This is a genomic window from Hassallia byssoidea VB512170 (assembly GCF_000817785.2).
In the GTDB taxonomy this organism is placed as follows: Bacteria; Cyanobacteriota; Cyanobacteriia; order Cyanobacteriales; family Nostocaceae; genus Hassallia; species Hassallia carrinoi.
In genome coordinates, this window is record NZ_JTCM02000156.1 from 1 (window position 1) to 11671 (window position 11671).

13 protein-coding genes are annotated in these 11671 nt (G+C 42.7%); 5 read left to right on the forward strand and 8 right to left on the reverse strand.

Annotation, left to right across the window (positions count from 1 at the left end; translation table 11 throughout):
* Window positions 1-247 precede the first annotated feature (247 nt).
* Complete coding sequence (locus tag PI95_RS32705; protein ID WP_039740321.1) at window positions 248-715, forward strand: tryptophan-rich sensory protein; 468 nt, start codon at window positions 248-250, stop codon at window positions 713-715.
* Window positions 716-726: 11 nt separating this feature from the next.
* Window positions 727-1545, forward strand: a complete 819-nt coding sequence (locus tag PI95_RS32710) for an SDR family NAD(P)-dependent oxidoreductase (protein WP_039738695.1) — start codon at window positions 727-729, stop codon at window positions 1543-1545.
* On the opposite strand, the gene PI95_RS32715 is transcribed toward PI95_RS32710, so the two are convergent.
* The 3 genes from PI95_RS32715 to PI95_RS32725 all read right to left on the reverse strand — a co-directional run bounded on the left by PI95_RS32715 (window position 1546) and on the right by PI95_RS32725 (window position 3436).
* The gene (locus PI95_RS32715; RefSeq protein WP_039738697.1) at window positions 1546-1989 is read right to left on the reverse strand and encodes a YidH family protein; all 444 of its coding nucleotides are present in this window, start codon (window positions 1987-1989) and stop codon (window positions 1546-1548) included.
* 116 nt (window positions 1990-2105) lie between these two features.
* Window positions 2106-2480: a hypothetical protein gene (locus PI95_RS32720; protein ID WP_039738698.1), complete on the reverse strand. Its 375-nt coding sequence runs from the start codon at window positions 2478-2480 to the stop codon at window positions 2106-2108.
* A 284-nt stretch (window positions 2481-2764) separates the two neighbouring features.
* A complete protein-coding gene (locus PI95_RS32725; protein ID WP_039738700.1) occupies window positions 2765-3436 on the reverse strand; it encodes a phosphoribosyltransferase in 672 nt (223 codons plus the stop codon).
* Between the two features lie 182 nt (window positions 3437-3618).
* On the opposite strand from PI95_RS32725, the gene PI95_RS32730 reads away from it, so the two are divergent.
* Entirely contained in the window at window positions 3619-4299 is a 681-nt protein-coding gene (locus PI95_RS32730; protein WP_039738702.1) for a uracil-DNA glycosylase, read from the forward strand.
* Between the two features lie 200 nt (window positions 4300-4499).
* Window positions 4500-4799 carry a hypothetical protein gene (locus PI95_RS32735; RefSeq protein ID WP_163519405.1) on the forward strand — a complete coding sequence of 100 codons (300 nt, stop codon included), beginning with the start codon at window positions 4500-4502 and terminating at the stop codon, window positions 4797-4799.
* A 107-nt stretch (window positions 4800-4906) separates the two neighbouring features.
* Here PI95_RS32735 and PI95_RS32740 read toward each other — a convergent pair whose 3' ends face one another.
* The 4 genes from PI95_RS32740 to tyrS all read right to left on the reverse strand — a co-directional run bounded on the left by PI95_RS32740 (window position 4907) and on the right by tyrS (window position 8551).
* A complete protein-coding gene (locus tag PI95_RS32740; protein WP_039738706.1) occupies window positions 4907-5575 on the reverse strand; it encodes a VOC family protein in 669 nt (222 codons plus the stop codon).
* An 11-nt stretch (window positions 5576-5586) separates the two neighbouring features.
* The gene (locus PI95_RS32745; protein ID WP_052324727.1) at window positions 5587-6279 is read right to left on the reverse strand and encodes a hypothetical protein; all 693 of its coding nucleotides are present in this window, start codon (window positions 6277-6279) and stop codon (window positions 5587-5589) included.
* A 303-nt stretch (window positions 6280-6582) separates the two neighbouring features.
* Entirely contained in the window at window positions 6583-7305 is a 723-nt protein-coding gene (gene pyrF, locus PI95_RS32750; protein WP_039738708.1) for an orotidine-5'-phosphate decarboxylase, read from the reverse strand.
* Window positions 7306-7324: 19 nt separating this feature from the next.
* Complete coding sequence (tyrS, locus tag PI95_RS32755) at window positions 7325-8551, reverse strand: tyrosine--tRNA ligase (RefSeq protein WP_236117294.1); 1227 nt, start codon at window positions 8549-8551, stop codon at window positions 7325-7327.
* 141 nt (window positions 8552-8692) lie between these two features.
* On the opposite strand from tyrS, the gene PI95_RS32760 reads away from it, so the two are divergent.
* Complete coding sequence (locus tag PI95_RS32760) at window positions 8693-10627, forward strand: PBP1A family penicillin-binding protein (RefSeq protein WP_039738709.1); 1935 nt, start codon at window positions 8693-8695, stop codon at window positions 10625-10627.
* Window positions 10628-10777: 150 nt separating this feature from the next.
* Here the strand turns inward: PI95_RS32760 and PI95_RS32765 are convergent, their stop codons facing one another.
* The gene (locus PI95_RS32765) at window positions 10778-11101 is read right to left on the reverse strand and encodes a DUF1825 family protein (RefSeq protein ID WP_039740328.1); all 324 of its coding nucleotides are present in this window, start codon (window positions 11099-11101) and stop codon (window positions 10778-10780) included.
* Window positions 11102-11671 lie beyond the last annotated feature (570 nt).

Here is an 11671-nt window from a genome sequence, read left to right on the forward strand (position 1 = left end):
TGGACAAAAATGGACAGCCTTGTTTTATAGATCCGCGATACCCCACGATATCCTCGGATGAAGGCTGTCCATTTTTGTCTATTGTTTGTGAATCCCCCGCGTCCCCCCGCAGGCTTCGTTCATGTAGCGATATCCTTATAGGGTATCGCTGCTGCTCTCCGAAGCGATGTTCCCCCCTAGATAGGTGTGGCGATCGCCCATCCAACCCTAAACTACTAATTGTAATCTCAACTTGACAGCAACCCTTGTGAAAGCAAGATGGATCATTACCGCAGTTTCCGCAGCACTATTTTTTGGTGGTAGTTTGCTAACATCACTGCGCGACCCCTGGTTTCAAAACTTACAGCGTCCTGCGTGGTTAACTTTTGAATTTTTAATTCCGTTTATTTGGATCTTTATTTGGGTCTGCATCACAATCTCAGCAATTCTTGTGTGGGAAAACTCAAAAAATCGCCCTTGGTTATTCATGGGTATGTATGCTGCGATCGCTCTTTTAACTTCAGCATACAGTCCGATTGTCGTAGAACTTAAAAGCCTTATAGGAGGAATGATTGCTGGTGGATTGGCTACAATTATCGTCTACATTTTGGCGTTTCTAGTCAAGCCAATTTCTCAAAAAGCCTCTTGGTTGTTCTTACCTTATGCTCTTTGGGGTCCGATTGGAACTTATCTTACTTGGATATTAATTCAACTTAATCCAGGCGCAGCAAACTAACAAAAATTATTATGAATAATACAGTAATTATTACAGGTGCATCTCAAGGCATCGGCAAAGCCACAGCACTTGAATTTGCCCGTCAAGGATATGATATTGTACTCGCAGCGCGTCAAGTTGATCGTTTAGAAGCTGCGGCAATCGAAATACGCGAACTTGGTCGAGAAGCGCTTGCCATTCCCACAGATGTGAGAGATCCGCAGCAAGTAAACAACCTTGTGGAAAAGGCAATACAGCATTTTGGTCATGTGGATGTAGTAATTAATAATGCTGGTATTTTTGCTTTAGGACCAGTAGAAGAATTTCAACTCAGCGATTGGCAACAGATAATAAATACGAATCTTTTAGGTTATATTCATGTGATTGATGCTATTTTGCCTCATTTACTAAAACGAGGTAAAGGAACAATCGTCAATGTTAGTTCTATTGCTGGTTTAGATGCGATTCCTTACCAAATACCTTACAATACCAGCAAGCACGCGATCGCAGGGCTGACCAAATCCCTACACGCAGAATTATCAAAGAAAGGAATTCAAGTTACTGGAATTTATCCGAGTTTTATTCGCACCCAAATCGATGAACGAACAATCTTTCGCGGGAAGGAAGAAGAAACAACTAAAGCTCGCTACAATTTAGTCAATACAATGCTGCACACTCCCCTGCTAGAAAAGCCTGAAGATGTAGCGCAAGCAATTTGGAAAGGTGTTAAAAATCAGCGTGCTGATGTAATTGTCGGTACAGCGAAGTTTTGGACATCAATGTATCATCTATTTCCTGGTTTGATGAAGCCATTATTTAGACTAGTTTTTGGGATGAAAGAACGTCGCTGATTAAAAGTCATCTAAAGAACGTTGACGACGTTGGGTAGAATTAGTAGTGGGATTGGGCAGTTTATTTGCCCACAAAACTAGAGGAATGCTGAGTGTTCCCAAAATCATCACAACAGCCGTGATTATCAAAACCATTATGCGATTGGGGCGATATTTATTCTGTTCAATCTGCCAAAAAACTTGGTTATAATGCCAAGCTGCTAAAGCTATAACTACAATACCAAAAATTACTAAGCTGACACCGAGGTTTTCTGAATTAAAGATGGGATGTACCTGAGGTTCTTGTTGAGTTAGGGTAGAATGAAGTTGACGCAAAAATAAGCTGAATCGAGCGATCGCAAACCCAAAACCGATTAAAGCGATTGAAGTTCGCAGCCAAGCCAAAAACGTGCGCTCGTTAGCTTGATGCTCCCGCTGACGGTCTACTTGAGAATTTTTTGTCATTCAAATTTTAAATCAGACAAACCGCGTATTTTCCTTTTTATTGAAAATGACAGGCAAGGCTATCTTACCTGTCATAGTACATCTTAATGTTATATGTAATAAGTAGTATCCTAACGTCAGAAATTTTTTCGACTGGATTTAGAATTTTTCGGCGAATAATCAGAGCAATTCTTTGCTGCTTCAGTCATTACCATCGAAGGTTGTACGGCACACTTGAGATAATTGTTGCTGCAAAAAAATTCACAGTTTTGACAGGGAAGTTTATTTAAACTGTTGATACTAAAAACGATTTTATTGTCTACAACCGTCCGCAATTTGGATAGCATGAGAAAAAAAACTACCCAAGCCACAATAAAGCCAAAAGAACCACCCACAGAGATAGCTATTTCCGGAACAGTTAACCCATAAATATTTCCCTCTTCACTGTGGCTTGTGTGATTTGAATTACTATCTACTGCTAAAAGGGGTTGGGAGTTACGAGCAAAAGACATATTATTTACCTGTGGTGCTACGTAGTGCCGAATAAGTTCCTGGCAAACGCTTTTAGGATCGCCAGTAACTGCTCTTATATATAAACCTGAGTGGATTCGTCAAAATTGAGTAATCGCAAGGACTCAATTATAGGTGTAGCAAAATAACAATTAAGGTATCTCTGTCGAGAGTTTTACTTGTAAGTTATTGTTATACACCGAAAGAAAGAACTTACTGAATTAACTGAGAAAGAAGGTTCTTTTTGTGGTAATATTAACGCTCATGAAATCGAGTTGAATAGTTATCAATCGGTTAAGGGCTGATGTTGTTGCTGGAGATACACGAGAGCTTCAGAGGATTCTACTTGAGGAAAATCGACATAGAAATTACTAACACTTAAGAAAGGTTCCGGTGTTTCCAAGATAATAAGGCGATCGCACCACTGACTCAACCAAGGTAACAACTTTAAAGGCGCTACAGGACTACACAACCAAACTGACGCACACCCAAGCGCTTTTGCTGCAATCGCCGCTACGGCAATTGTCATCCCCGTGGCGATGCCATCATCAATTAAAATAACCGTAGCATTTTCTGTATTTACCTGGGGACAACCAGGAATTAATTGTGCCTCAAGTAGTTTAGCTTTATCGATCGCTTCATTCAAAGCCAATTCACGCGCTCGCAAATAATTTTTACTGCGAAGTAACTTTTGCTCACTCCAAAGAACATTAAGAGAAGCAGTCACCGCACCAATTGCCAACTCCGGGTTTTGTGGATGGCTAATCTTTTTCGCCACCATAATCGTCAGCGGACAACCCAAAATCCGCGCTACAGGTGCTGCTACTGGTAGTCCTCCTCTCGGCAAGGCATAAACAATTGGTCGCTTTGTCCCAGCACTTTGCTTGATTGCATAAATTTTTTGCGCCAGCTTCTCACCAGCATCAGTGCGATCGCAAAAAAGTGGGGTATATGACATAATTTCCCCAACACATTAAGACACCATTGTTTTTATCATGAAGGATTTTCGGGCAATTTGATTGATACAATAGAATCTCTACAGATACAAGTATAAGAAATGCACATCTGGCGTAGCATTTATTTGTTCGCCAATAAACATTAATTATTAGACTGGCGCACTCTGTCAGCATCTTCATTTTCATGAGCAGCGAAAATCAATTAAGCCTCTTCGATAACTCGAACTTTCAGCAAAAAGATTTAATTCCCACAGATGCCAAAATTCCCATTCCCAGCGGCACTTACCCCAGCATGACCGAATTGGCACAGCATTGCAATGAGTGCCACCGTTGTGGATTAGGAGAAAATCGGACTCACGCCGTCGTCGGACGCGGCAACCTCAAAGCACTCATTATGATTGTGGGAGAAGCACCCGGTCAAAATGAAGATGAAACCGGATTGCCCTTTGTCGGCAGATCCGGACAGTTGCTAGAGAAAATATTGGCATCTGTAAATCTGGATACAGAAAAAGATGTATATATTTGTAACATCAACAAATGCCGACCCCCAAATAATCGGGTTCCTTCGAGTAAAGAAATGGCGGCTTGCAAACCCTATTTATTTGAACAACTTCGCTTAGTTGATCCGAAAATTATTCTCTTGACAGGTGCAACAGCCGTCAAAGGTTTAATTGGCGACAAAGGAGCAATGGGTACAATTCGCGGAAAATGGATTGAATGGGAAGGGCGTTTGTGTATGCCGATTTTTCACCCTTCTTACTTGCTGCGTAACCCTTCCCGCGAAGTAGGCGCTCCTAAATGGTTGATGTGGCAAGATATTCAAGCCGTGCGTGCCAAATTCGATGAAATTCGACAAAATAAGTAGTGAGCGATTTATCGCTCAATGAAGCTTTAAATTTTTTGCGCTAGACCACTAGTATCTCACCATAACTTTGGCAGAAATTCTGGAATGCTTTCGCTTGACTTGGTAGCTAACTAAATTGATTCAAAAGTTAGATGCTCGTAACAACTAACAGTAGCGCAGATGTTTGAGCATCTCACGTACTATTGCCAAGGAGAAGGCTTATGACGGGCTTTTTGATATTAGTTACAATTGCGGTGGTGGTGTTAGTTATTGCATCTGCTCGAAGCAGTTCCTCTAGAGGTCGTAGAAGCAAATCCCGCAACCATTCTAGTAACAGCCACAACAATTTCTTTAACACCGCTGCTGGGGGATATAACAGTAGTACCAGTGACTCCGGGTATAGCGGTGGTGATGGCGGCAGTTCTAGTAGTGGCTGTGACGGCGGCGGTTTTAGCGGTGGTGATGGCGGCAGTTCTAGTAGTGGCTGTGACGGCGGCGGTTCTAGCAGTGGCGGATCTTAGACAAGCTAATTTTTTGCTCGATAACTTCGCATTTCCAGCGCTTAATTGCTTATGTTGAATCAAGGCGATGTCTGACGACAAGACGCTCTGCGTCTACGCTTGTCAACTTACCAGTAAAATGAAATTGGTAATTTCGAGTCAAAAAGTTGGATTTGACCTGATTGAGCTTGATTAAACTCGATTTCTAGGTGAAAGCGATCGCCTCGCTTCAATTCGACCAATCCTAACTCAGTTAGTTTTCTCAATTCGGCAGAGAAATTTTTCTCTCCTGGTAAGGTGATTTGCAACTTTGTAATTTCATCAAATCCAGGTTTATTAATTAATAATCCGCGTTTTAACGGCGAAGCTGAAGGTTGTAGGCTAACTGGGGACATAAAAATCAGCGGTTCTGATAAATTTTCACTGTTAGCAGCGATAGGAAGTGAGGCTCCTTTTGGCAGAAAAGGTGCGTAATAATTCCAAGTAGCAAATGGCAATTCTAGAGAACCGGGTACATCTGAGCGAAGCGAAATACCAAATGGACAAGCTTGAGTTTCTCCCCAACAACAACGCTCCCACAAACCCAAAGGACGAACCACACTTGAGAGGATTTCATTTATATCTCTCAGCCAAAGTAACTCCAGATAAGCATTATGAAATAAAAAGCAAACGTTTGCAGTGCCTTGACCTAGATGAGTGCGGCGATTACCTTCTTCAAATCCGAAGGCTTTGAGAAACTCAGCCTCAGGCGCTTCTGGTTCAACACAAACGAAAATATGATCTAGTTCAAGTCCCATAATTTATCTTTTTAATTCGCCGAACTCATACGTATACTTCCCGCTCGACAATCTCGCAACCAAGCATTAATTCCTTGAGCAACAGTACCATTACTACTATCGCGTGGGGGTGTTGGCGGATTTTTGGTAACTGGATAAGAACCGATTTGCGAAAACATTGTTACCATCCGCCAACCACTCTGGCTTTTCGTTAAAAACAGCCAGTGAAATTCTTGCAATTGCACCGCTTTTCCACGTATGTATTGCCGCTCTAAAGTAGTAAAAAACACTTGCTCCACTTTTTCGTCAGAGCTTTTTAGCGCATCTGTATTATTAATACCAGCGTTCAGCGGCAACGGAGTAAAATCAGGTTTTCCTGCCAGAGACATATAACTGTAAACGTCAGTTTTTCTTTTAAGACGGCGGGCGCGTTGACTGGCGCGATTAGTGTAGCTCGGTAAATCCCGCAATAATGGTGTAATTAAATTTTCTATACTTTGCTCTGAACAAAAAGATTTTTCTTTGCCTGTATCCCTTGTCTGTGTAGGTTGAGAACCACTGGCAAACAGCTTTCTCGTTTTCTGGTGCCAGGGAATGCCTACTGTGTTCTGCTGCCTCAGATTATATATGACTTTGGCGGCAGAGCCTCCAGATGTGCGTTCCCAGTCTGAGACTGGGAACGACGAGAGAAAATGTAACGATAAAAATAGAGAGACAAAAAACATAATGAATGCGATTTTTGTATAATAATTAGCGGATCAAGCCGCTAATTAACGTGAGTTTGACGAACCTCTCCCCAACCCCTTTCCTGCAAGGAGAGGGGCACATAACCCTTGTTTTTAGCCGCAAATAAAAAGAATCATATCAAGAAAATTATGTTTTTAAGCCTCTCCAGTAATAAAAGCTGCTCCTCTTCCCTCCCCTTGTAGGGGAGGGTTAGGGAGAGGTGCGGGGAGAGGTTTGGAGAGGGGTCAAATCAAATAAGAACGAACTGACGCTAATTACGAACGAATCATCTTTTAATTCGACTATCCAGATACAGTTATTAACTCCTCACAAGTTCTCTGCCAAGCTAATTGTGGATCGGCGGCGGCGGTGATTGGACGCCCAATTACGAGATAATCGGCTCCAGAGGCGATCGCTTGTTTTGGTGTAAGCGATCGCTTTTGATCTCCTTTATCTGCCCAAGTCGGTCTAACTCCCGGACAAACTAACAAAAAATCATCCTTGCAAGTTTGCCGCAATTGTGCTACCTCTTGCGGCGAACAAACTGCCCCATCTAACCCAGTTTCTTGAGCCATCAGCGCCATTGCAAGAGCGTATTCTGGCAATTCTAGAGGAATTTTCAAATCAAACGCCAATTGCCGAGAAGAAATACTCGTCAACAAAGTAATCGCAATTAACTTTGGCGGATTTACACCGACTTTTGCGGCTTCTTCTTGCAGCGCTGATGAAGCAGCTTTCAGCGCGTCTGTTCCAGATGTAGCATGAATTGTCAGCAAATCCACACCATAACGAGCGGCACTGCGACAAGCACCCGCGACTGTATTCGGGATATCGTGAAACTTCAAATCGAGGAAAATGCGCTTTTGGCGGGATTTTAGCAAATCTAAAATTTTCGGTCCAGTGCTGGTAAACAACTCTAAACCAACCTTGAAGAAAGTGACTTGCTCAAGTTTGTTTATTAGAGCGATCGCACTTTCTTCATCCGACACATCCAAAGGAACTATAATCCGCTTGTTAGCGTTCATATGTGGTTTCACCCTTAATTTACGGCACTAAGCGGACAAACTTATTTTTACCAACTTGCAAAACTTTACCTTCTAAATCAGTTAGCGAATCGAAAGTAGTATCAATATCGGTAATGCGATCGCCGTTTAAGCGCACCCCACCTTCTTGAATTTTTCGCCTACCTTCATTGCCACTTTTGCACAAACCGCTAACATTGAGGATAGAAAATAACTTAGCAGGAAACTGCACCTGTGATAACGAGAATTCTGGGACTGCACCACCTTGTCCCCCTGTTTTTGCAGCTTCCCTAGCTTCATTCGCGCTACTTTCGCCATGATATTGTCGAACAATATCCCAAGCGAGAAGTTGTTGGCGATCGCGTGGCTTTTCTGGTAATTTGTCGGCATCTAAATCCGTCAGCAGTTGAAAATAATCTTCCAGCAAATTATCCGGAACTTGTTGCAGCTTCTGATACATCTGTGATGGATGTTCTGACAAACCGACATAATTACCCAAAGATTTAGACATTTTTTGTACACCGTCAAGACCATTTAAAATAGGTAACAGTACACAATATTGCGGTCTTTGCCCAAAATGACGTTGTAAATCTCGCCCAACAGCCAAGTTAAATTTCTGGTCAGTACCGCCTAATTCTACATCAGCTTGCACTGCCACAGAATCATAACCTTGCATCAATGGATAAAGGAACTCATGAAGGAAAATTGGATTCTCTTTCTTATAACGTTCGGCGAAGCCTTCTTTTGCTAGCATCTGCCCCACCGTCATCGTGGCAAGTAACTCTAAAATTTTTCCTAAGTCAAGTTTAGAGAGCCATTCGGAGTTATAACGTACCTCTAATCTCCCTGGTGTGTCAAAATCTAAAATCGGACGCACTTGGTCAAGATAAGTTTGGGCGTTTTGCGCTACATCTACCTCTGTCAGTTGGCGTCGTACCTCAGATTTACCAGTCGGATCGCCAATGCGAGCTGTAAAATCGCCAATAATCAGCACTGCTGTGTGACCGGCATCTTGAAAATTTCGCAGTTTCCGCACTGGAATGCTGTGACCTAGGTGAATTTCTGCTCCTGTTGGATCAATTCCGAATTTTACCCTTAAAGGTCGGTCTGTAGTTGCCAAGAGCTTTTCTAAACTTTCACTTTCACTGTCAGAATTACTATTGTGTGGGAAAATTTCAGTTAATCCACGATGTAGCCAAGAAAAATTTTGCGCCATACTAGAAGACTGAATATTAGTTATGCTTTGCATTGCTAGAAGTTGAGTTAGTTATTTTTACTGGCAATTTGTCATCTAACTGATCTGCCAAACTACTATAATTGCAAAAAAATAACCGCCTTGCTTCGCCGAATAAATTACAGTTATATTTACAAGTGAGGAAGTGGAATCGCCGTGTCGTCTAGGACTTTTGAAGAAAAACAACCGCAAGGTCAGGCATCATCAGGTTTTGACTTTTTTAAAGGAGTAGGTCAGGTAACTGGCGGCACTCTTTTATCCCTGACTATGCTAACAAGTTCGATTGTCGCGGGAGGACTAGTGGGTTTAGCCGTTAGTTTCCGGAACTTGCCTGATGTGAGACAATTACGTAACTTTTTTCCATCAGAAACTACTTACATTTATGACGTTAAAGGTAAACTTTTAACCAGTGTTCACGGAGAAGCTAACCGGGAAGTCGTATCGTTAGATAGAATTTCGCCAAATTTAAAACGGGCGGTATTGGCAAGCGAAGATGGTCACTTCTACAATCATCATGGAATTAACCCCAGTGGGGTTGGACGTGCTGTAGTGACAAACTGGGCGGCTGGTGGAGTCAAAGAAGGTGGTTCCACCATCACCATGCAATTGGTGAAAAATTTATTTTTGTCTCGCAAGCGTGCTTTTACTCGTAAGATTGCCGAGGCAGTTCTAGCGATTCGTTTAGAGCAAATTCTCAGCAAAGACCAAATTTTGGAAATGTACCTCAATCAAGTGTATTGGGGTCATAATAACTATGGCGTGCAAACCGCAGCTCGCAGTTATTTTAACAAGTCCGCCGAAAGTTTAACTATCGGTGAATCGGCGATGATGGCGGGTTTGATTCCAGCACCTGAAGAATTGAGTCCGTTTGTCAGCATGGCTAAGGCAAAGCAAAAACAAAAAGAAGTCCTCGGACGGATGCGGGAATTGAACTGGATCACCCAGGAAGAGTACGACGAAGCGCTCAAGCAAGAAATTAAACTTGGTAAAATCAGGTCGTTTCAAGGTAGTGCTTTACCTTATGTTACCAATGCGGTGTCGCAAGAGTTGGCGAAAAAGTTTGGACGTGATGCCTTAATTAAAGGTGGGATGCGCGTACAAACCACAGTTGATGCTGATTTTCAACGCATGGCAGAGCAAACTGTCAGCAAGTGGCATGAAAGACTTTTGGGACAAGGTTTATATAAGAATCAAATGGCATTGGTGGCAATTGACCCCCGCACCCATTTTGTGAAAGCATTGGTGGGGGGTGTGGATGCGAAAACCAGTGAGTTCAATCGAGCAACTCAAGCTCAACGTCAGCCTGGGTCTTCTTTTAAACCGTTTGTTTACTATGCTGGTTTTGCCAGTGGGAAGTATGGTCCAGATTCGACGGTGGTAGATGCCCCTGTCAGCTACCGTGATGGTGACGGTTGGTACTATCCAAGAAACTATGATGGTGGCTTTTCCGGCGCGATGTCAATTCGCACTGCTATATCGCAGTCTCGCAACATCCCAGTCATCAAAGTTGGCAAAGCTGTAGGGATGAATAAAGTTATCGAAACCTGCCGGACTTTAGGAATTATGAGTCCGATGGAACCGGTGAGTTCTTTGCCTCTAGGTGCGATTGGTGTCACACCTTTGGAAATGGCTAGCGCTTATGCAACCTTTGCTAATTATGGCTGGCAGTCGCCAACAACGGTAATTGTCCGCGTGAGTGATAGTAGTGGTAATGTATTGCTAGATAACACGCCGAAACCTCAGCAAGTTCTCGATCCTTGGGCATCGGCGGCAATTATCGATGTAATGCGATCGGTTATTACTAATGGTACTGGTAAAAATGCGGCGATCGGTCGTCCGGCTGCTGGGAAGACGGGAACAACTTCCTCTGAAAAGGATATTTGGTTTGTCGGTACTGTGCCACAGTTAACGACTGCTGTTTGGGTCGGTAGAGACGACAATAGACAATTAGCAAGCGGTGCGACGGGTGGTGTGATGGTAGCACCGATTTGGCGCGATTTTATGCAAAAAGCGTTGAAGAATACACCTGCAGAAAACTTCAAGTCTCCATCGCAGTTTCCTCGCCCCAAATTTAATGACAATGATAATTAGGAGGAGCGTGGATAGTAGATAGTGGATAGTGGGTAGTGGGTAGTGGGAGCGTGGATAGTAGATAGTAGATAGTGGTTAGTGGTGATTAAAACAACGCTCCCACGCTCCAACGCTCCTTTTGTACAGACGTTCCACTGGAACGTCTCTTCTTTAAGCCTGCTTTGCTAAATCGGCTTTCATCCGTTGTAAAGTTAGGTTCATTTGGTCAAACATTTGTTGCGGGGTGACGCCAAACTGACCTAACTGTGTTTTAATCTGCTCCATAGTCATTTGCGCCATAAAATCTTCTGATAGCTCGAAGCGCTTCATAAAGATGCGATATCGATCCATCATCGCTTCCATTTGTTCAATAAACAGCTTTTTACCTTCGAGATCAAATTTGCCGTAATTGTTGCCAAGTTTGATCAACGCTTGATAATCTTCAAACAGCTGCTTCGCTTCTTGCTGAACTATATCAGAATCAAAGAATCCCATTTTTCCCATCTTCAACTGAGTTACAATACTCAGAGCGCGTATAGTTTTGCCTTTATAGTTTAATTTTAGTGTAGGGAACTAATCTAGAGAAGAAGCTTCGGTTTGAGTACGGTTTTTTACCGAAATTTCAACACTTGACTTGAGAAGTTTTTCTTGCTGTCTAACAACTTACAGCGATTTTCACCTAAATGAACCACATTATTTTTATCTCACGCAAAGGAGCCAGTGCGTTGCGCGGGTTCCCCGCGTTGTAGCAACTGGCGTCGCGCAAAGACGCAAAGGAAGAAAAGTGTGGTCTAAATACATGAAAATTGCTGTAAGCTGGCAGTGGGTTTTTTGAGAATAAGATTTATGAGATGATTAAGATTTCGCTTTGGCTATGAAGCCATCGCTTGCTCAAAAAATCTCACTGCTTGTGCAGACATTTCTCCAAGTTTTTCAGCTATCAGACTTTGAAGCAAGTAAAGTCTAAATTGACACTCCCCGCCATAAATGGACGGGGATTCTGTAATCTACGTCAGAATTTGCTCTAACAGGTTTTCACCAATTAGCGTAGAGATTCCAACTCCT

Coding starts and splice junctions, on each gene's coding strand:
- tyrS (WP_236117294.1), bottom strand. CDS start 8,551: ATGCAAAGCATAACTAATATTCAGTCTTCTAGTATGGCGCAAAATTTT.
- PI95_RS32730 (WP_039738702.1), top strand. CDS start 3,619: ATGAGCAGCGAAAATCAATTAAGCCTCTTCGATAACTCGAACTTTCAG.
- PI95_RS32710 (WP_039738695.1), top strand. CDS start 727: ATGAATAATACAGTAATTATTACAGGTGCATCTCAAGGCATCGGCAAA.
- PI95_RS32715 (WP_039738697.1), bottom strand. CDS start 1,989: ATGACAAAAAATTCTCAAGTAGACCGTCAGCGGGAGCATCAAGCTAAC.
- PI95_RS32740 (WP_039738706.1), bottom strand. CDS start 5,575: ATGGGACTTGAACTAGATCATATTTTCGTTTGTGTTGAACCAGAAGCG.
- PI95_RS32745 (WP_052324727.1), bottom strand. CDS start 6,279: ATGTTTTTTGTCTCTCTATTTTTATCGTTACATTTTCTCTCGTCGTTC.
- PI95_RS32735 (WP_163519405.1), top strand. CDS start 4,500: ATGACGGGCTTTTTGATATTAGTTACAATTGCGGTGGTGGTGTTAGTT.
- PI95_RS32720 (WP_039738698.1), bottom strand. CDS start 2,480: ATGTCTTTTGCTCGTAACTCCCAACCCCTTTTAGCAGTAGATAGTAAT.
- pyrF (WP_039738708.1), bottom strand. CDS start 7,305: ATGAACGCTAACAAGCGGATTATAGTTCCTTTGGATGTGTCGGATGAA.
- PI95_RS32725 (WP_039738700.1), bottom strand. CDS start 3,436: ATGTCATATACCCCACTTTTTTGCGATCGCACTGATGCTGGTGAGAAG.
- PI95_RS32765 (WP_039740328.1), bottom strand. CDS start 11,101: ATGGGATTCTTTGATTCTGATATAGTTCAGCAAGAAGCGAAGCAGCTG.